Below are 20,174 nucleotides of genomic sequence, written 5' to 3' on the forward strand. Positions count from 1 at the left end.
ATCCCCATGTCACATGAAACAATGCCAGATGTGTTAATGGCAAAGCATATTAAAGTCGTCTTGAGTATTTCAGAAAGAAGAGCATATGAAATTATGGATTTAAAATCATTTCCATTAATACGAATTGGAAGAAGTAAACGTGTTGCAAAAGAATCATTCTTTAGATGGCTAAAAGAACAAGAAAGTAAAAATGAAACGTTACTAGGTTAAAAAAATAAAAGAGGGTGGATTAAATGAACCAATTAACAATCATTAATCAAGATGGAAAGTTATTAGTGGACAGTCGAGAAGTAGCAGAGATGGTTAATAAAAGACATGATCATTTAATTAGAGATATTGACGGGTATGTAACAGTGCTTATTCAAAACCCAAACTTGGGGGCTGATGAATTTTTTATATTAGACTATTACAAATCAGGAACAGGCAAAGCATACAAGAGATATCTTTTAACTAAAAAAGGATGCGACATGGTAGCCAACAAAATGACTGGTGAAAAAGGTGTATTGTTTACCGCAACATATGTCACACAATTTGAAGAAATGGAGAAGCAATTACAAAACAAAGCACTTCCTCAAAATGAGGCAATGGCAATGGCACTACGTCAAACTGCTGACATGATGGACAAGCTACCAAAGATGGAACAAAAATTTGATCAAAAAATAGAAGCTATTGACCAAAAAGTAGAAAAACAAATCACACTTACGCAAGGCGAGCAAAGGGGTGTACAAAGAAAAGTAGCATTAAGAGTTTACATGTTTTCAAAGGACAAAGAAGAAAGAAGATATTTATTTGCTGAACTGTACCGAGACATTAAAGATCGTTGGAAAGTACCAAGTTATCGTGATGTACTAAGGCAAGACAGAAAGGATGTTGTTAAATACATCAACGCTTGGGTTCCTAAAAAGAAAGATGAAGAGAATGGAGAGATAGCATGACTAAAGAAGCCGTTGCAAAGAAAGTGTTCTTTGATGAATGTATCAATGAAAAATGCGGAAAAGAGATTTATGAAGGTGAAAAATACTGGTTTAAAGGTAATGAGCGTTTCTGCTCTTGTAGATGTCTGAGTGAACATATGGGAGCAGTTAAATTAAAAGCAGGGGAGTGAGTATAGGTGGAAATTACATCAAATATTTTAGCTAGAATTATTGAACAGTTAGAAATACAAATTGACGAGTATATTCAAAACTACCCTTCAGAGCCTAAAATACTACTTTGGAGAATAGAAAATGCGGAAGAAACTTGGATGATTTATGAAGGTTGGAGAAACATGAGATTTAAATTTGAACATGCTGAGTTTAGCTTTTTGGAATTATGTAACTTAGTAGAAATGATGCATGGTGTAACGAATGAAAAACGATTTATGGAAGAGTTAACAAAGCGAGTAAAAGAAATTGCGAATGAGAGAATACAACTTTTCATGAAACATCATGAAAAAGAAATAGCGAGCTGCGCCAACAGCATCGCCTAATCATTAAAAAACAAATTTGAGGTCATTATACCATATTTATTAGGAGGGTCAAATATGAATCAAGTAAATGCGTTAGTTCAGCATGACTTAGACACGATCAATGAAGTGCAAGATGAACGTTTTAAAATAACAGATTTAAAATCATTATCATGGGCTATGCGTATTTTATCAGCTTTAGCAGCAAAGAAAAATGAGGTAAATAATTTAGCTGATGAAGAGATTAGAAGAATAGAAACTTACCGCAAATCAGAACTAGATGTAATGGAACAATCAGAATCATATTTTAAATCATTAATAAATGAATATGGGGTTAATCGTAAAGAAAGTGATTCTAAGTTTAAAAGCGAGAAAACACCATATGGAAAAATAGGATTCCGTAAACAACAATCACAATGGAATTATCAAGATGATGAGTTAGTTGAATTCCTTCAAAAAGAACATTCCGATTTAATTCGCACTAAAAAAGAGCCTATTAAAAAAGAGATTAAGCAACGATTTAAAGTAACTAAAGGAAAAGTTTATGACGGAAACGGACAATTAGTTGCTGGAATATCAGTAGAGGAACGTCCTGACAAATTAGATATACAAGTGGAGGTATAGAATGGGTGACAAAACAGGTTTATATCAGAAAATGTTAAAAGTTATGTCTGAGGTTGATTACCTTCAAAAAGATAACAAGGTAGAGTTTGAAACAACAAAATACAAAACTCAATACAAAGCTATTTCAGAAGAAAAAGTTACTACTTCTGTAAGAACCGCGTTAGTCGAAAATAAACTAGTTGTATTCCCTATCGAGCAAAAGCATTCAAAAGACGGCAACCTTACAACTGTAGATGTGAAATACAAAATTGTAGATGCTGAAACAGGTGAAAGTGAAATATTAGTTAGTTCTGGTACTGGAGTGGACACTCAGGATAAAGGCGTAGGAAAAGCCATGACTTACGCATTTAAGTATTTATTTTTACGTTCATTTGCTATTCCGACAGGTGAAGATCCAGATAAAATTTCATCTGCTGAATTAGATGAAAAGCAGAAAAAACAAGCTGAAGAACGAGAAAAAAAACTAAACAGCGTTTTGATTAAATGGAAAACTCTTAGTGAAGAAAAAGACGAAACCAAGGCAACAGAACAGTTTAAAAAGTGGTTAAAAGAGAAAGGTACAACTTATGAAACAGTAGATATAGAATCTCTTAATAACTTTGAAATAACATTTACAAAATGGTTAAACGAAAAAGCTAAAGAGCAGAAAGGGGCATAAAAATGTTAAACCGTATAATCTTGATCGGTAGGTTAACAAAAGACCCAGAGAAACGTTTTACACCTAATGGCGTAGCTACATGCACCTTTACATTAGCAGTAGAAAGGCCATTTAAAAACAATGGTCAAAAAGAAACGGATTTTATCAATATCGTGACTTGGAAAAAATTAGCTGAAACATGTGCTAATTACTTGGGAAAAGGTAGATTAATCGGGTTAGATGGAAGATTGCAGATACGAAACTATGAGAACAACGAAGGTAGAAAAGTGTATGTGTCTGAGGTAGTGGCAGAGAGTGTTAGGTTTCTTGAACATAAGGACGTAAGTGAAGCTGAGGAAGTTGGTAATTTCACTGACGGTAATAGTAAACCTATCGAGTTATGTGATGATGATTTACCGTTCTAGGAGGGTGGACTAATGGACTTAGATGCACATATTAAAGAGGTTACAACATTACGCAATAAAGCAGATAAATTAATAGAAGATAGTCCAGGAGCTCTTTTAAAAAAGATTGAAATATTAGCAAGATGTTTGGTGTTTATAGGTAGAGTATCTAGTCAATTAGATGGAGATTACAAGCGCATATATGCTCAAAGAAAGTATGAATACTCTTTCGCTGAAATCAATGCTAAATCACCTAAAAAAGCCCATGCGGAGTTAGCAGTTAAAGATTTAAGAGAGAAAGAAGCAGAAACATATCAGATGATGCAACGGTGGAGAAATGCCTTTAGTAGCTCACAGGAAGAAATACACGCTCTAAAACTAAAAATGAGAATTGATTTTGAGAACAATCAATATGGAGGTTGATCTTATGGGTGGGTTTAATCCTGCCCCTAAACCTCAACATCGTAGAAGGACTCCAAAACGTGGGGCGAAGGGGAAGTTTAACACTGAAACTAGGAACACCATTATTGAACGTGATGGAGGTTTATGTGTGAAATGTGGGCGTTCATATGATGATATACATCACATTGTTTTCAAGTCTCAAGGAGGTTCTGGAACGGTTGATAACGGTGTATGTGTGTGTAGAGGTTGCCATAGTTGGGCGCATACATCTAATGAAGGTAGAAGGTGGTTTGAAGGATACAGAATGAGGTATTTGATTTAGGAGGTCATTATGCATAACAAACTATATCTATTCAAATGGATACTAGGTTTTTATATTAAAGAATTAAAAAGGTGATTATCTCATGGAAGGATGGATTAAATTACACCGTCAATGGCTTGATAGTATGACCATACAAAGCTTAAATGCAGAACAACAAGCCATTGCATTACAAATACTTTTAAGAGCCAATCACAAGCCTGCTGAGTGGGTTGATCCAAGCAGAGGTTCAACCGTAAAAGTTGGGGTTGGTCAGCTTATCACATCGAGGTCAAAAATAGCAAATGAGTGGTTCAAAAACGATAAGAACCTAACCGAGCAAAAAACACGCACAACGCTAAAGCGTTTAGAAAAAATCAATTTTCTAACCATCACCTCAACCAACTGGTATACGCTCATAACCGTTGTGAACTATGGGAAGTGGCAGGGTGCTAACCAAGAGGTTAACCAAGAGTCTAACCAAGACTTAACCAAGACCCAACCAGGACTTAACCAGCACCCTAACCACAAACAAGAAGTAAAGAATGTAAAGAATGAAAAGAATAATAAAAATATATACACTGAAGAATTTGAAATTTTTTATAAATCATACCCACGTAAAATTGCAAAAAAACAAGCGTTCAAAAATTGGAATACAAGATTGAAAGAAAAAGTGAATCCAGACGACCTAATCAAAGCTGCTAAAAATTACGCAATTGAATGTGAACGAAATAAAACAGAACAGAAGTTTATTAAACACCCTTCAACTTTCATAGGGAGCAATAAAGGTTTTGAAGATTATATTGAAGTATCTAGCAATCTAGTAGATTTTAAACCACGAGATAAAGAGATAGATTACAGGGATGAAGAAATTGCACGTAATCGATGGATAACAAACGGAGGTGATCCAGATGAATTCATCTATCAACGAGGAAGTTCTTAAAGCTGAACAGTCTGTCATAGGTGCTGTTTTCATAGAAAACAAGGTATTAGATGACATAGCAAATATACTTGAGCCGAGAGACTTTGTACAAGAGTCTCACAAGATGATTTGGAAAGGAATTAAGCATTATTACCAAAACAATATCCCAATCGATCTAGTAACCATTGTAGATGCTCTGAACAGGTATGGGAGATTGACCGAGGTTGGAGGTGTCAAATATTTAAATGAATTAGCTGAATCGTGTCCAACAACAGCAAATGTGGAATATTACGCTGATATCGTCAAATCAAAGGCAATGCGTAGACGAGGTATAGAGGCAGGGAAACGGATTAAAGAGTTATCAGAGGATGAAGAGATTGAGGATGATGAACAATATTTTGCAGAGGTTGAGAAGATAGCGTCAGAGCTTAGACCGAGTGGAAATAGCCGTATGAAACATGTTTCAGAAATCCGTAAAGACTACCTAGATGATTTGAAAAAACCTTATGAGTGCATCCCAACAGGATTTTATAGTTTCGATGCTTGGAGCAGTGGAATAGGTCGGGGATGGCTTTATGTATTAGCAGGTAGACCAAGCGTAGGGAAGACCGCAAAGATGCTTCAGATGGTTCAAGGAATCGCTAGACATGACGCAGGAGAGGTTGTTATCTTCTCTCAGGAAATGAAATCAAATCAATTGATCAGCCGTATGATTTCAGCCAATACAGCCGTTAACATGACAGCAATCAGAAAAAAAGAATTGGATGAGGATCAAATCAAAAAAATTAACCTAGCCTATGACAAACTCGAAAAACTCCCCATTCACATTGAAGATGCCAAGAATTTTACGATTGAAGAAGTGAGAGCAACGGCTAGACAAATCAAACGAACAAAAGGACGACTAGGAGCGATTGTAGTGGATTATTTAACCATTATGAACATACCACAGTCAAAAGGTGAAACAAGGTCACAGGCAGTAGGTAGAGTTACAAGAACAGCGAAACAAATAGCACTGGAATTGGATTGTCCGTTCATCATGTTAGCTCAAATGAGTCGTGAGGGTGGGAAAGCCGAAAAACCTAAGCTGGAACATCTTAGAGATAGTGGGGAAATAGAACAAGATGCAGATGTGGTTGAATTCCTCTGGCATGATCCAGAAGATACGGACAAAAGTGGCAAGGTGATTCAATCTTTTATCGCTAAAGGTCGGGACATAGGAATCAATGAATTTAGATATATTTTCAAGGGTTGGATACAAACCTTTAATGAGCCATTAAAGCCATGACAGAAGAAGAATATAACAAGTTACTTGAGAGAGTTGTAAAAGGCGCTGAATACCTAAGTAACCCAATGATTAAGGAAAAGGACTATGAGTACGGATTAAGAGTTTATGACACTCTTTGTGAAGAAGTTAGAAGTTTTAGAAGAGTAGAAACTCATGGAATAGATTACGAAGGGAGCAAAATGTAATGGAGATAATCGGATATGGAAAAGTAACTCAATCTGGTGAAAGAGAGATGATTGTTAGAACAACTGTAGGTGAAATAAGATTGCTAACTAATAATCCCTCAGATTACTCAAAATCATTGAATATAGGTGATGAAATAGAGGTTAGTAAAAAGTATTTAATGTTCAATATAATTCAACGATCTGGAAATGCGATTATACACGCTTTAGATAATCATAGGAATGCAATTATAGATAGTGGTTTAGTTGATGTGAAGAAAGGTGACATTGATGGAAATAAACCTTCGTGATGCAGTAAAGGTAATCAACGAATGTCAAAGAACAGAACAAGATAAACCCATATTGTATATCCTCAAATGTCGTACATGTGGAAGTGAATACCCTGCTACTGGCACGGCTATGAAAAGAACTAAAAAACCTCGATGTAAAAGATGTATTCAGATTGATTTAGACGCAATGGCAAAGAGGGGGAGAAGCATGAGATGAAAATACTTGGTATCGATCATGGAACAAACTATACGGGTTGGTCTTTGATGGAAAAAGACAAGGTAGAGAGATTCGGATTACTAGATTACACAGAGATTGAATATCCAGCAATTATTCCAATGTTTTATCACGACATAAAGAGATTGATTGAACTGGTAAAACCACAATGTCTAGTGTTAGAAAAGCCTATGCATTTCAGAAATGCAAATACAGTTAGAGCCTTGGTAGGTGTATATTCAATGGCTATGTTAGCAGGATTTAATGCACAAATAATAGTTAAAGAAATAACACCTAATGAACTTAAAGAAATTAGTAAAAATGGCAGAGATAAATGGGATGTTGCGGTGGCAATTCAACAAAAGTATGGATTAGATTTTGATGAAATAGCTGTACCGATTTATTACAAGGTTGGAAAGAAGAAAGGACAAGTAAGAAAAAGACTTTTTGATCCTGCCGATGCAATAGCCTTATGTTGGGCGTACAATCAAAAAATTAAAAAAGGAGTGGCTTAATAATGAGCTATATAAATTTTAAATCAGTGGTTAAGAAAGTGAATATTAAACCGGGTGGAGTTAAAGAGATTGTGTTAGAGGTAAGTGATGAAGGTTTAAAAGGGTATTTAGATTCATTGTGTGAAATGGTTGATTTAAAAGTACAGGTTGCATTGGAATCCTCAGTCATTAACTACAATATTACAGTTGATACCAGTACGGAAAAACCAATTACGAATTATGAAGTGGATGAAAAAGGTTTTGTCAGTGAGGTGAAGGAAAAAGGAGAGCAAGCAGAGTTAGAACTTGGAATGCCAGAAGAGAAGAAACAGACCAAAGAAGAAAAACGCGAAGCCGATAAAAAAACAATTGATGAATTTATTATGTGTGGGTTATCTCCTAAAGATGATGATTATGACTTTGAGAGTTTAGTTAAAAGATTACATGATGGTGAAACGTATATGAAGCTTGCAAACGAGTTGGATTTAAACTCTGGAAAAATAGTTGAAATCATAGATGAGTATAGAAAGTCCGTTGCTCCTTTAGCTCAAAAGTGGGATGAGTGGAGAAAGTCACAAGGTGAAATAAATGAATTAACAGCAGAGAATGGAAAGTATCAGGAGAAAGAAGAAGAGACAGAAGAAACAGAGACTAATAATGATGATAGTGAGGATGGGGTGGCGTAAGCCGCTCCTTTAGATAAGTTGTAGAATTACAGTAAAACGTTTTATCTGAAGCAGATATAAAAACTATGATTGCTATTTTCCGAGGGTTGAAACAAAAAGATTAATATTTCTTATTTATCTTAACGAAGGGGTGAGGGGGAATGGCACAACAACAAATGAATTTTGAATTACCGGAAATAGATGCAGGAGAAACAAGAATAGCAGTTGAAGCAGTCTTGGAAAAGTGTCTCTTATATAAAACAATAGAGTACCAAGAAAAAGAGGCGAATCTAACTCCTGCATATATATTTAGAGAACATCAATCAACAAATGAAACAAGTGATTCAACTGCAAGTATAGCAATTGATAATGTAGATATACCGCAGCAGCGTAAACGTTATGTAGAGTGGGTTGAAAGATCAGTAAATAGATTAAGCGCAAAGGAAAGGCAGCTCATTATAGAACGTTATTTAAAAGACCCAGACATATATGATCATGATGTATATTACGGAGTTATGGAAATCAGTCCTAAGAAATATAAAGCAATAAGGGAAAGAGCATTCTATAAACTAGCATTTATTCTAAAGGTAGAAGTTAAAATTGAAAAATGCCAATGAAATGCCAAAATATTAACAATAATATGCCAATGGAATGCCAACGATTTGGATAGATAGGTGATATTATTATAGCATGAGATATAAAGGAAGGGCGCACATAAGCGCTCTTTTTTTTGTTGGGAAAATATCATCCATTGTGCTAGGGGAGGGAAGCAGGATGATAAAAAGAAAGTCCCTACTAAGATGACTCTTAATAAGGACTAGTAAAGACAGCTTGCTTTTATATTATCCCAATTAACTAATAAAATATAACACTTTGTTTTTTTGTATGAATGTCTACAGACATCAGTCCAAGCAAACTCTTTAGTTGGTACATAAGATATGACATCACAAGATGAAGGGAGGGAAATATGATGGGTGTTATTGATAGAACAATCTGCGATTGTTGTGTTTGTCCTATGCAATGTGTGATGAAACAATTAATAACCAATCAAGATCCGGAAGCACCAATTATCTTTACTCCTGTTAGCCAAACTCGTGTTTTTATCAACTCAGTTGATAATTTTATTGCAGATACTAATATGGGTTTTTTTCCTGTATGTAATGTTACTGCAGTTTCAACTATATTATTAAGCAGTTCTACTTTATTAAAACCAGTGCGTAATGATGTCAAAGGAGAATGTAAATGTTGTGAGGATCCTGCGACAAAACAGTTAACTTCGTTAGGTATAGGAGCTGAAGTTACGATTGAGTTTATATCAGGTCCAGGTTTTTTTGCCATTCCACTTACAGGTAATATACTGAAAGTTGGAGAGGGGATAGTTATATTAAAGAATGTTGTTGATAGTGCTGGTGCCCAAGTGAATAATATTGCTATATCTACCTGTCAAATTACTAATATAAATCCGTCATCTTAGAAATTAGAATATACCAATCATTGTAATTATAAAGTGACTTTATTTTATACTTAGATTTTTACTGATTACCACAATATAGTGAAAAGGTAACACACTTTATTCAAATATCCGCATTCACACAATCAAAGGGCACTTGGATAGCGTAATATATACTGTAAATACCTTTGCTTAATACTGTGAAATAAACCAATAAGCCCATAGAATTACCTCTTGCCAAGGAACATTTAATTCCTTGGTTTTTTGTATGAATGTCTACAGACATCAGTCCAAGCAGATGTATGAGATGGTACATAAGATATGATGAACCAATAATTTAAGAAGTTGGGAGGTACGTTTATGGGGTTAAAAAAAGGACCTTTTGTTGTTGCTCAGACTTTCTCAGTATTAGATCCATATGATCCTGCGGCTGAAAATATAATTGTACTTCCTAATGATGGTGATTTTGAGATTGTAGCTACTGTCGATGTATGTGTTACACAGCCAAAGAATACACAAGTATCACTGGATTCAATGGCTCAAATTGCTGTAATTGCGAATAGTGGGTCTGGATTTAGTTCTACAACTTTTGAAGTGAAATATGAGCTATTACGCAATGGTGATTGCATTGCAATAATCAATGATGAAATGGATTATTCAAACCCTTTAGATACAGATTTTAGACATACAAACTTTCCAAACTTTCCTGTACTAGATATTAATCCAAGTCTTGGAATCAATAAATATGTTCTAAGATGTACAAGGGTTGTACCTGACTTTGATGTACAAGATATTTTTGTTGCATCACGAAGCCTAAAGGCAACAGTATTTGAATGCTAGATATCAGTTTAAAAATAAAATTTTATGATTAAACGGTTAACAGAAAGGGCGTAGAAATACGTTCTTTTTTTGTTGGGAAAATATCATCCATTGTGCTAGGGGAGGGAAGCAGGATGATAAACAACAGGATCAATTATTATCCTTACAAGTGCTACATGTTAGAAACAAATTATAATAGGATAGCAAAAAGTAAGGAAGGATTACGAGAATAATAGATAAGAAGAGAGAATTTAATAGTTCTTCTGATTATTTATTTTAACATTTTATGAAAGTTTTTTAAATTGTTTAATTCTAGATCCCAGTAGCCTAAGAATGAATTTATTTCCATTGGAATAACAAAGAATTTTCTATATGATTTATATGTTGTTCAGTAAATTATGGAAAAAGGGAGGTATTATGTTGATTTTAGGATTTAGGTAATTCTAAAACTGAACATTTAGAAATGGAGAAATCATATATTAGAAAAAAATTTATATCGGGGAGGATTCAAATTGAGAATTACAAGAATAGTATCATTACTGTTTATTTTTTTATTAATATTTCCAACACTATTAATAGCAAATGAAAATAAAGAAGGTATACCATCAAATATAGAACAATTTCAAGTAAAAGAAACGTTAGATTCCAATAAAATGGCTGTTTCTACCTTCACCTTGACTCAACAAGATGTGAAGAAGACTCTTATTAGTACATCGGGATCTCATACTGTGGGAATAAAAAGTGATGGAACTGTAGTAGGAGTAGGTCTTAATAGTTACGGCGAGTTGGAAGTAGAAGAGTGGACGGATATTGTAGAAGTATCTGCAGGATTAAATCATACAGTAGGATTGAAAAATGATGGGAGTGTAGTGGCGGTAGGTCAAAATAGTTATGGGCAATTGGGAGTAGAAGAATGGACGGATATCGTACAAGTAACAGCTGGTTATAATTATACTGTAGGATTGAAAAGTGACGGAAGTGTAGTAGCAGTTGGATCAGATAATTACGGTCAGTTGGGAGTGACAGGTTGGACAGACATTGTACAAATATCTACAGGAGCTTATCATACTTTAGGATTGAAGAGTGATGGAAGTGTAATAGCAGTTGGATCAAATACTTACGGTCAGTTGGAAGTGAATGGATGGGAAGATATTCAAGAATTGACTGCAGGGTATTTTAATTCGATAGGGTTAAAAAATGATGGAAGTATAGTGGCAATTGGTAGGAATAATTATGGTCAATTGGAAGTAGAAGGTTGGACAGACATTGTAAAAGTGATAGTAGGCCATGATCATATTGTCGGCTTAAAAAGCGATGGTATTTTAGTAGCATTAGGTCGGGATGATTATGGTCAGTTGGAAGTCACAGATTGGATGAATATCGTAGATGTGACAGCAGGAGCTTATCATACAGTAGGATTGAAAAGTGATGGAAGTATAGTGGCAGCAGGTTGGGATTATTATGGTCAAAAGGGAGTCACAGATTGGCTAGACATTACAGAAGTGGAGACAGAAGCTTCGCATACAGTAGGCTTAAAAAGCGATGGAACTGTAGTAGCAGTAGGAAACAATCAATACGGTCAAGTAGAAGTTGAGAATTGGACAAATATCTTAGATGTAGCAGTTGGAGATAATCATACAATAGGTTTGAAAAGCGATGGAACTGTAGTAGCAGTAGGAAATGATAATAATGGTCAAACATCAGGAGCTATAGGCTGGATTGACATCATAGAAGTGAGCGCTGGATACAATTACACCGTAGGATTAAAAAGTGATGGAACTGTAGTTGCGGTGGGTCGGGATGATTACGGTCAGACATCCGGGGTAGAAGAATGGACGGACATAGTTCAAGTGTCAACAGGGACTCATCATACAGTAGGCTTGAAAAGCGATGGAAGTGTAGTTGCGGTAGGTAGGAATAATTATGGTGAATTAGAAGTCACAGATTGGACAGATATCGTAGAAGTGACCGCAGGAAAATATCATACAGTAGGCTTGAAAAGCGATGGAAGTGTAATAGCAGTAGGGAATAACAGCTACCTTCGCTCATCAGGTGTACTTAGTTGGACAGATACTGTAGAAGTGGTTGCGGGATATGATCATACAGTAGGATTGAAAAGTGATGGAAGTGTAGTTGCGGTGGGTCGGAATGATTACGGACAGTTGGGAATTTCGGACTGGTCGGACATCCTAAAAGTAACAGCAGGATATTTTCATACAGTAGGCTTGAAAAGTGATGGCACTATTGTAGTAGCTGGAATGGATTATCAAAAACAAATAGAAGAAGTATTGAAGTGGACAGATATGAAGACTTCATCATCATCTCCTAATATTCTTCCAAATCAACCTATGAATATAGTAGCAACACCTACTGATTCACAGGTTAATATTTCGTGGGATGAAATAGTTGATGCAGATAGTTACAATATCAAACGATCTACCAGTACAAGTGGAGAATATACAACAATTGCAAGTGATATTACAACGAGTTATTTAGATACAAATGTAGTTAATGGAACCACGTACTATTATGTGGTGAGTGCAGTGAATACTGCTGGTGAAAGTGAAAACTCAGCTGAAGTAAGTGCAACTCCTAAACATATCGATACCATTCCGATCATAGATGTAAGCCACAAAAAAATAAGTGTAGGAAGCAGTCATGTATTAGGTCTACGATCAGATGGTACCGTATTAGCTGCAGGTAGAGATGGTAGTAGTCATTTAGAAGTAGGTGATTGGACAGATATTGTAGAGGTTTCCGCAGGGGATAATTACTCTTTAGGATTAGTATCTGATGGAACGGTATTAGGAGTAGGTAGTAATAGTAGTGGTCAATTAGAAGTAAGTGACTGGACAAATATTATACAAATAGCTGCAGGAGGAAGTCATACGGTAGGATTAAAATCCGATGGATCAGTAGTAGCTGCTGGTAGTAATAGCCGTGGTCAACTAGAAGTAAGTGGCTGGACAGATATAATTCAGATTTCAGCAAGTGATGACACTACAATAGGTTTAAAATCAGACGGAACAGTAGTTGGCGTAGGTTATAACCGAGTAGGAGAACTTGATGTAAGTGACTGGACAAATATTATACAAGTATCAGCTGGGGAAGAACATACGGTAGGTTTAAAGTCAGATGGTACAGTTGTAGCGGTAGGTTTTAATCAAGACTTTGATGGTAGACTCCATGTAAGTGACTGGACAGATATTGTGGAGGTCAATGCAAGAGGGTTTAATACACTAGGCATAAGATCAGATGGAACAGTATTAGTTGTAGGTAGTAATGATAATAATGGTCAGCAAGAAGTAAATGACTGGACCAATATCATTCAAGTTTCACAAAATCGTAATCAAACCGTAGGAATAAGATCAGATGGCACAGTAGTGGCTGCAGGTAATAATTATTATGGTCAGAAAGAGGCAAGTAGTTGGACGAATATCATCCAAGTATCTTCTGGGGATGAACATATGGCAGGTGTAAGATCGAACGGAACGGTAGTCGCTGTAGGTGATAACTCTAACGGTCAATTAGATGTAAGTAGTTGGACAGGTATTGCAGAAGTTGCGGAAGGTTATCCAGGATATCATACTGTGGGTTTAAAGTCAGATGGCACGGTAATGGCCGCTGGTGATAATGATTATGGTCAACTAGATGTAAGTAGTTGGACAGATATTTCACAAGTTTCAGCTGGATTCTATCATACCGTAGGGTTAAAATCCGATGGCACGGTAGTGGCTGCAGGTAGAAATAGATATAGTTCAATAGAAGTAAGTGGCTGGACAGACATCATCCAAATATCCGCAGGTGAATATCAAACCGTAGGATTAAAATCCGATGGCACGGTAGTGGCCGTTGGTCAAAATAGTTCCGGTCAATTGGAAGTTACTAGTTGGACAGATATCATTCAGGTACACACCTTTGAAAATCACACAGTAGGATTAAAATCCGATGGCACGGTAGTAGCAGTAGGGAGAAATACAGCTGGTCAGCTAGAAGTAAGTAGTTGGACAGACATCATTAAAGTAGTTGCTGGTGCTGATCATACTATAGGATTAAGATCAGATGGCACGATAGTAGCAGTAGGTGAAAATGATGAAGGTCAGCTAAATATAGAAAGTTGGACAAACATGATCCAAATATCTGCAGGGATAGAACATACGGTAGGATTAAGATCAGATGGCAGTGTCCTTATAGAAGGTTTTGATCAGTATAACATAGTAGAAAAAGTATCTAGTTGGTATCTTCTTGATCCGATTCAACCAACAAATCTAGTTGCAGTTTCTGGTGACGCTCAAATACAACTTTCATGGAATATTATTGGTAATGCAGATCACTATATTGTTAAAAGATCAAATACATCTGGTGGTCCTTATCAAATTATAGCCTCCAATATAGTTGAAGAAAATTATACAGATACAACTATAATTAATGGAAATACGTACTATTATGTTGTTTCAGCCATTGTAGGGGATATTGAAAGTGAACTCTCAAATGAAGCTTATGCTACGGGAGGTTCTGTATACACTTATTTTTATGATGAAGATGGAAGATTGATGTCTATTATTATGCCCACAGGTGAGTCGATGGTTTATGAATATGATCAAAATGGGAATTTAATGAGAAGTTATATTCAGGAATAATAGAGTTGCTATTTGTATAAAAAAATAGCAATGTACGTATGACATTCGCTTTTATCAAATATAATTTTTTGGAGGAAACACTTTGAATATAAAAAAGATCACTATACTTATTTGTATCTTTACTATGCTTTTTTCAAATCTAGCTTATGCTAATCCTAGAGAACTATTAGAAAAAGAAGAGGTTGCTTCTTATTTAATTGGTTTAAATGAACAGGTATCAGCAGATGAATTTAAAGAAAAGAAATTAAAAGATAAAAAGATTAAAAATATTAAAACGAAAAAGAAAGATATTATCGTTGTTGAATTAACTAAATCAGAGTTACTAGAAGTTACATATGATAATGAAGTTTTATATGTGGAAGAAAATGCAATGGTAGAAGTTGCTTCCGTAGATAAACAAAAAAAGAAAGATGTAGAAGAAAATAATCAGTTGATTCCTTGGGGCATTAAAGCTATTGGCAGCGATATTGCCTTTGAAAATAAAATCAATGGTAAAAACATCAATATCGCCATTTTGGATACAGGAATCTCTAACCATACTGATTTAAAAGTGAAAGACGGGGTTTCTTTTGTAGAAGGTAATACATTTGATGAGGATGACCATGGACACGGTACGCATGTGGCTGGAACCGTAGCTGCACTAGATAATGAGTTAGGTGTTGTAGGGGTTGCTCCTAAAGCTGATCTTTATGCTGTGAAAGTGCTTGATGAAGAAGGAAATGGCTCTTATGATCAAGTCATTGAAGGCATTCAATGGGCAATCGATAACAAAATGAATATTATCTCTATGAGTTTTGGTGGAGAATCACATAGTCAAGCACTTCATGAAGTGATTAAGACAGCAGAAGACGAAGGGATCTTGGTGATTTCTGCAGGAGGAAACTTAGGTGAGGGTGAAAATACGTTATTATATCCATCATTGTTTCCAGAAGTTATCTCCGTTGGTGCGATAGATGAAACACTGGAGAAAGCAGATTATTCTAGTACTGGTTCAGAACTTGATTTAGTAGCTCCTGGTACTTCAATATTAAGTACCTTACAAGATGGATATTATGGTGAAATGACAGGAACATCGATGGCTGTACCTCATGTAACAGGTGCTGCGGCACTCATTTGGGAACAAAATAAGGAACTGACAGCTGATGAAGTGAAAAATATTCTATATGATTCAGCAACACCATTAGGAGATAAACATCAATATGGTTTTGGTTTGGTGAATGTACCTAAAGCTTTAGGGTTAGATAGTCAGTGGAAACAAGGAACAGAGGATACAATTGAAAACCCAGAAGAAGAATCAACAGAATCTGAGGAAAATGTTGAAGAAGAACTTATAGATCTACCTATAACTGAAGAAGAATCTAAGGGAGTTTCTTCTAAAGAAAGAACAGACTTTCCAGAGCTTAAAGGAGATCTTTTATTAATTGTAGCTTATTTTGACCCATCATATATAAAACAATTAAATGAAGAGGAAAAATTAGAACTATTCGAACTAGACACGGAATTGCTAAATGAAAAAATAGCATCATTGAATTCAACAGATTTTAACACATTGGAAGATTTGCTACCAATAGCGATTACGCAATATAATTATCATACTGATAGAGATGGTTATATCAAGGAAATACAAAATTTAAAATTAAATGAAACAACAGACTTTAACACAGTAGAACTAAATGATACATTTTCAACCACTGCAGTACCAGAAGATTTTATTTTTTCCGATTTTAACAATGAATACACTTATAAGATAGCAACAGATGATTATGTAGATTCACAATATCGAACGGCAAATCGGAGGGTAACCGATGTATACTTACCTGGAAAAAATGGATTTGACTTGGTTCTTCAAAGACAATACAACTCACTAGAAAGTAAAGTGAAAGATCCACGTGCAACTTCAACTACGAACAAATCCGACGAGATTAATCCAGAGGATGTTATGAATGGGTTTATTGCAAACGGATGGAGTTTAAATTTACCGTATTTGGAATGGGAAGATATTAAGGGTGAAATTATTAATGACATTGATTATATAACAACAGATAGCAATGATGATAAAGTCTATGAAAGCCGCTATGAATTTGAGCTTAAACCGTATACCAAAATGGTATTTACCTTAGACGACGGTAGTTCATTTGAGTTCCGCAGAACAAATTATGATAATCCAACCTATCCAATGATAGAACTTGTGGATTATCCCTATGGAAAAAATGTGACTTTTGAAGTTCGACTTCAAGGTCATGAATTTTGGAAAAAATTTGATTTTGAGAATGGTCCAGACATATGGGAGTATGATGACTCAGTAGGTTTTGATGTAGATCAATATCGATTAGGTATTGGCAATACAATGTATGAATTTGATGCGGAAGGAAAGATCCTTAGAAAGTATGATCGGATTTTGGATCAAGAACTTATTTATGACTATGTAGATAATAATATTACCATTACAGATTCACTAGGCAGAATAGTGACTATCTATAGAGATGCTAATATGGTAATTAATAAAATTGGAGTTGTAGGGATTGATGGAAATACAATCAATGAAGTTAACTATGAAACAACAAATAAAACAGAAGACATAACGTATAGAAGATATACTTCCAACTCCACATACCCAAATGATTTAGTAACGCAAAGTATTTCTTATTGGCGACTAGATGAAGTAAATGATATGGACGGCAATGTATTAGAAACTTATGATTATTATGCAATTGATCCAACAACATTAGCTGATTTTAATTTTATTTTAAAACCCTACACTCACTATACAAAAGACGATGATGGTTACATTTTAAGAAATCATTTAAATTATGATGAATTCAAAAGTAGAATCGATTATTGGGACGTAGATGAAAAACTGATTGAAGTGGATGAAGTGTATGATACACAAATTCAGGACTACGCTGAAATTCCTTATTTATTATTAAAAAATGTCCATTTCAATAATGGAACCTTGTTGAAATTTAATTATGATAAGTATGATCCAAGTTGGCAAGCTGACTATTATGATGGTGATATGGACATTGCCAAGGCTGAAGAACAACGGAATACAACAAAGTTATATGTAGACCGTTACGCTCTACAACATGTGTCATATCATGCAGTCAGCCGTATTGATTTTATTTATGAAGATCCGGTGAATTCTTCTTCCATTAACTATATCGAATATGCTAACCTTCACCAAGATCATAGCTGGAATTTTAAAGAATATTGGAAAAATAGTAAAGCTGAAATTCCTAGATTAAGAAACTCATCTCGCTTTGGTGATTTTCAGACGATAAAGAAAACGAACCCCACTGGAAGAGAAAATTATAATCATTATGAAAATAATGGTATTAGATTTTTATTAACAGCTACATGGACAAGAGATTTACAAGAGAGTGAACTTCAGTTTACTGAGGATGGTAATACTTTCCTAACTAAACCTGATGTTGTAACCTATTATAAATATGCATATGACCATATCCAACCTACTACCATTTATCAGTATTCAGATGAAATACCTAATTATGAGGAAGCAGTACAAGATACAAGTGAAGAGTTCATAATGAATGTAAAGAACGTACAAAATCCAGAGTTTCCTTATAATGAAGATATTCATGTACAAGCACATTCTATTGAATATGATGCTTATGGAAAGATGAAACAAGAGGTTGATTCATTAGGAAATACAACTGTATATGAATACACAGGTAATTTCCATCAACTCTCAAATATAAACACTCAATCACAAGATGGTTTATTTACTTATCAAAAAGATATCGTTTACGGAAGTGATTTACCAGAACTTGAAACAGAGACATACACGTATCAAGATCCATTTCTTCCAACATCGAATAAAACAGATACTTTTAAAATAGAGTATGTCTATGAAGATCAGCTATTGAAGAGTTTAACTACTTATGCATCTGGAGATCAATTTGGGAATGAGAGTGTTGTTTCAAATAAGGAACTTACTTACACTGAAGATGCCAAAATAGAAACGGAAACTTCGAAAGTCACGCTAGAAAATGGCATGAATCAAACAGATTTAATAACTCAATATTTTTACAATATTGACGGAACCATCAAGGAGATCATCTATCCAGATACCAGTGAATTGGAGTATGATTATGACTACCTAGATCGAATTACATCTTACAGCCAAGTGCCATTTGGTGGAGACATTCGAACCACGACTGTTGACTACGTTAACGATGAAAGAAAAGTAACTGTAAATACACCAGATGGTGAACAAATAGAGAGCTTTTATACTCCATTTGGCTTAAATGTAAAACAAGTCAGAAATGTAAATGAAGTATCAAAAGTCATCAACGAAATAGAATCTAATGATGGCATCATTACAGATGCAACCAAACCTTATGGAAATAGTGATTTAGGAACAAGTTACACGTATGATAACTTAAACCGTGTCATGAGCATGGAGGATGCGGAAGGGAATATTACTAGGTATTACTATGCCAATACCGTTCAAGATGCTGATGGAAATACTACACTTCAACAAACATCCAAAGTGGTTTATCCAAACGGAAAAGAAGAAATCTCCTACTATGACGTGAGTGGAAATCTAGTGAAGTTTGTAGAACGTGATGTGAATGGAAACAAAGAAAGAATTACAACAAATCAATATTCATCTTTAGGTCAACTACTAGAGACAACTGTGACTTCTGAAGGAAAAACCCAAACGAATCAATACGGTTATGATGGAACAGGGAACTTAATTTTCCTAGAAGATGATCTTGGACAAACCTACAAGTATGTATATAATCCACTAGGGCAAGTCGTAGAATACTATATCCATGACAAAATAAACCCTGAGGTTTCAAAAACCTATAACGAAGTCGGGTGGTTATTAACAGAAACTTCTCCATCTGGCGATCAAGAAACGTATACGTATAATAACAAAGGACTGATTGAAACCTTTGTAGATAAAAATGGACAAACGTTTACGTATACGTATAGCCCATATAACGAAATTGAACATATGACGGTGACAGACAATACGGGACAAGAAGTTCTATGGGAAGATTATACGTATGATCCAGCAACAAGATTACCAACAGAACTTTCCAATAGTGAAGGGCAAACCCTTTCCTATACGTATGATGAGTGGAAACGATTAAAGACACAAGAAATTGCTGGGAACACATACACCTTTAACTATGATGATTTTGATAGACTAGCAGCTTTAGTGTATCCTGATTTAAAACAAGTAGATTATACACATGACAATTTAAGTCGTATCCAAACTGTTTCTTATGATGGTCAAACAATGGGAGACTATGACTATACCATTTCAACAAATGGTACTTCTTCCTCACTCAACTATGTTCCATTAACCATGGGATTCCAAACAGACATCAATCCATTTGGAGAATTGATTTCTCATGAACAAAAAGACACGGGAAGTATTACTTGGGCTGAA

Annotated in this window: 21 protein-coding genes; all 21 read left to right on the forward strand. The window is 35.1% G+C overall.

Features of this window, described 5'->3' with window-relative positions:
* Positions 1 to 6 precede the first annotated feature (6 nt).
* Positions 7 to 210 carry a DNA-binding protein gene (locus tag ERL59_RS05040; RefSeq protein WP_160645091.1) on the forward strand — a complete coding sequence of 68 codons (204 nt, stop codon included), beginning with the start codon at positions 7 to 9 and terminating at the stop codon, positions 208 to 210.
* Between the two features lie 23 nt (positions 211 to 233).
* Positions 234 to 935, forward strand: coding sequence for a Rha family transcriptional regulator (locus ERL59_RS05045; RefSeq protein ID WP_160645092.1), 702 nt, complete (start codon positions 234 to 236; stop codon positions 933 to 935).
* A complete protein-coding gene (locus ERL59_RS05050; RefSeq protein ID WP_160645093.1) occupies positions 932 to 1,105 on the forward strand; it encodes a hypothetical protein in 174 nt (57 codons plus the stop codon). The genes ERL59_RS05045 and ERL59_RS05050 overlap by 4 nt, the downstream gene beginning before the upstream one ends.
* 6 nt (positions 1,106 to 1,111) lie before the next feature.
* Entirely contained in the window at positions 1,112 to 1,468 is a 357-nt protein-coding gene (locus tag ERL59_RS05055; RefSeq protein WP_160645094.1) for a hypothetical protein, read from the forward strand.
* A 54-nt stretch (positions 1,469 to 1,522) separates the two neighbouring features.
* Positions 1,523 to 2,068 (forward strand): host-nuclease inhibitor Gam family protein, encoded by a 546-nt coding sequence (locus tag ERL59_RS05060; protein WP_160645095.1) that lies wholly within the window; start codon positions 1,523 to 1,525, stop codon positions 2,066 to 2,068.
* Position 2,069: 1 nt separating this feature from the next.
* A complete protein-coding gene (locus ERL59_RS05065; RefSeq protein WP_160645096.1) occupies positions 2,070 to 2,726 on the forward strand; it encodes an ERF family protein in 657 nt (218 codons plus the stop codon).
* Positions 2,727 to 2,728: 2 nt separating this feature from the next.
* Positions 2,729 to 3,130: a single-stranded DNA-binding protein gene (ssb, locus tag ERL59_RS05070; protein WP_160645097.1), complete on the forward strand. Its 402-nt coding sequence runs from the start codon at positions 2,729 to 2,731 to the stop codon at positions 3,128 to 3,130.
* A gap of 12 nt (positions 3,131 to 3,142) precedes the next feature.
* The gene (locus ERL59_RS05075; RefSeq protein WP_160645098.1) at positions 3,143 to 3,532 is read left to right on the forward strand and encodes a hypothetical protein; all 390 of its coding nucleotides are present in this window, start codon (positions 3,143 to 3,145) and stop codon (positions 3,530 to 3,532) included.
* Positions 3,533 to 3,536: 4 nt separating this feature from the next.
* Entirely contained in the window at positions 3,537 to 3,833 is a 297-nt protein-coding gene (locus ERL59_RS05080) for an HNH endonuclease (protein WP_160645099.1), read from the forward strand.
* 82 nt (positions 3,834 to 3,915) lie between these two features.
* Positions 3,916 to 4,752: a hypothetical protein gene (locus tag ERL59_RS05085; protein WP_160645100.1), complete on the forward strand. Its 837-nt coding sequence runs from the start codon at positions 3,916 to 3,918 to the stop codon at positions 4,750 to 4,752.
* Entirely contained in the window at positions 4,721 to 6,016 is a 1,296-nt protein-coding gene (locus tag ERL59_RS05090; protein WP_160645101.1) for a replicative DNA helicase, read from the forward strand. The genes ERL59_RS05085 and ERL59_RS05090 overlap by 32 nt, the downstream gene beginning before the upstream one ends.
* Entirely contained in the window at positions 6,013 to 6,201 is a 189-nt protein-coding gene (locus tag ERL59_RS05095) for a hypothetical protein (RefSeq protein ID WP_160645102.1), read from the forward strand. Before ERL59_RS05090 ends, ERL59_RS05095 begins: the two co-directional genes overlap by 4 nt.
* Complete coding sequence (locus tag ERL59_RS05100) at positions 6,201 to 6,488, forward strand: hypothetical protein (RefSeq protein WP_160645103.1); 288 nt, start codon at positions 6,201 to 6,203, stop codon at positions 6,486 to 6,488. The genes ERL59_RS05095 and ERL59_RS05100 overlap by 1 nt, the downstream gene beginning before the upstream one ends.
* Positions 6,469 to 6,684, forward strand: coding sequence for a hypothetical protein (locus tag ERL59_RS05105; protein WP_160645104.1), 216 nt, complete (start codon positions 6,469 to 6,471; stop codon positions 6,682 to 6,684). Before ERL59_RS05100 ends, ERL59_RS05105 begins: the two co-directional genes overlap by 20 nt.
* Positions 6,681 to 7,196, forward strand: coding sequence for a crossover junction endodeoxyribonuclease RuvC (locus ERL59_RS05110; RefSeq protein WP_160645105.1), 516 nt, complete (start codon positions 6,681 to 6,683; stop codon positions 7,194 to 7,196). The genes ERL59_RS05105 and ERL59_RS05110 overlap by 4 nt, the downstream gene beginning before the upstream one ends.
* A 2-nt stretch (positions 7,197 to 7,198) precedes the next feature.
* Positions 7,199 to 7,861 (forward strand): 2-methylcitrate dehydratase, encoded by a 663-nt coding sequence (locus ERL59_RS05115; RefSeq protein ID WP_160645106.1) that lies wholly within the window; start codon positions 7,199 to 7,201, stop codon positions 7,859 to 7,861.
* Between the two features lie 140 nt (positions 7,862 to 8,001).
* Positions 8,002 to 8,457: an ArpU family phage packaging/lysis transcriptional regulator gene (locus ERL59_RS05120; protein ID WP_160645107.1), complete on the forward strand. Its 456-nt coding sequence runs from the start codon at positions 8,002 to 8,004 to the stop codon at positions 8,455 to 8,457.
* Between the two features lie 353 nt (positions 8,458 to 8,810).
* On the forward strand, positions 8,811 to 9,314 hold the full coding sequence (locus tag ERL59_RS05125; RefSeq protein ID WP_160645108.1) for a hypothetical protein: 504 nt from the start codon (positions 8,811 to 8,813) through the stop codon (positions 9,312 to 9,314).
* Between the two features lie 336 nt (positions 9,315 to 9,650).
* Positions 9,651 to 10,130, forward strand: a complete 480-nt coding sequence (locus ERL59_RS05130; RefSeq protein ID WP_160645109.1) for a hypothetical protein — start codon at positions 9,651 to 9,653, stop codon at positions 10,128 to 10,130.
* A 491-nt stretch (positions 10,131 to 10,621) separates the two neighbouring features.
* A complete protein-coding gene (locus ERL59_RS21665) occupies positions 10,622 to 14,749 on the forward strand; it encodes a fibronectin type III domain-containing protein (RefSeq protein WP_328699905.1) in 4,128 nt (1,375 codons plus the stop codon).
* A gap of 82 nt (positions 14,750 to 14,831) precedes the next feature.
* A partial coding sequence (locus ERL59_RS05160; protein ID WP_160645110.1) for a S8 family serine peptidase occupies positions 14,832 to 20,174 on the forward strand: 5,343 nt, incomplete at its 3' end.

Origin of the sequence: Chengkuizengella marina (assembly GCF_009910845.1) — a bacterium.
In the GTDB taxonomy this organism is placed as follows: domain Bacteria; phylum Bacillota; class Bacilli; order Paenibacillales; family KCTC-33759; genus Chengkuizengella; species Chengkuizengella marina.

Coding starts and splice junctions, on each gene's coding strand:
- ERL59_RS05095 (WP_160645102.1), top strand. CDS start 6,013: ATGACAGAAGAAGAATATAACAAGTTACTTGAGAGAGTTGTAAAAGGC.
- ERL59_RS05050 (WP_160645093.1), top strand. CDS start 932: ATGACTAAAGAAGCCGTTGCAAAGAAAGTGTTCTTTGATGAATGTATC.
- ERL59_RS05120 (WP_160645107.1), top strand. CDS start 8,002: ATGGCACAACAACAAATGAATTTTGAATTACCGGAAATAGATGCAGGA.
- ERL59_RS05115 (WP_160645106.1), top strand. CDS start 7,199: ATGAGCTATATAAATTTTAAATCAGTGGTTAAGAAAGTGAATATTAAA.
- ERL59_RS05045 (WP_160645092.1), top strand. CDS start 234: ATGAACCAATTAACAATCATTAATCAAGATGGAAAGTTATTAGTGGAC.
- ERL59_RS05130 (WP_160645109.1), top strand. CDS start 9,651: ATGGGGTTAAAAAAAGGACCTTTTGTTGTTGCTCAGACTTTCTCAGTA.
- ERL59_RS05085 (WP_160645100.1), top strand. CDS start 3,916: ATGGAAGGATGGATTAAATTACACCGTCAATGGCTTGATAGTATGACC.
- ERL59_RS05065 (WP_160645096.1), top strand. CDS start 2,070: ATGGGTGACAAAACAGGTTTATATCAGAAAATGTTAAAAGTTATGTCT.
- ERL59_RS05090 (WP_160645101.1), top strand. CDS start 4,721: ATGAATTCATCTATCAACGAGGAAGTTCTTAAAGCTGAACAGTCTGTC.
- ERL59_RS05040 (WP_160645091.1), top strand. CDS start 7: ATGTCACATGAAACAATGCCAGATGTGTTAATGGCAAAGCATATTAAA.
- ERL59_RS05100 (WP_160645103.1), top strand. CDS start 6,201: ATGGAGATAATCGGATATGGAAAAGTAACTCAATCTGGTGAAAGAGAG.
- ERL59_RS05125 (WP_160645108.1), top strand. CDS start 8,811: ATGGGTGTTATTGATAGAACAATCTGCGATTGTTGTGTTTGTCCTATG.
- ERL59_RS05075 (WP_160645098.1), top strand. CDS start 3,143: ATGGACTTAGATGCACATATTAAAGAGGTTACAACATTACGCAATAAA.
- ERL59_RS05110 (WP_160645105.1), top strand. CDS start 6,681: ATGAAAATACTTGGTATCGATCATGGAACAAACTATACGGGTTGGTCT.
- ERL59_RS05080 (WP_160645099.1), top strand. CDS start 3,537: ATGGGTGGGTTTAATCCTGCCCCTAAACCTCAACATCGTAGAAGGACT.
- ssb (WP_160645097.1), top strand. CDS start 2,729: ATGTTAAACCGTATAATCTTGATCGGTAGGTTAACAAAAGACCCAGAG.
- ERL59_RS05060 (WP_160645095.1), top strand. CDS start 1,523: ATGAATCAAGTAAATGCGTTAGTTCAGCATGACTTAGACACGATCAAT.
- ERL59_RS05105 (WP_160645104.1), top strand. CDS start 6,469: ATGGAAATAAACCTTCGTGATGCAGTAAAGGTAATCAACGAATGTCAA.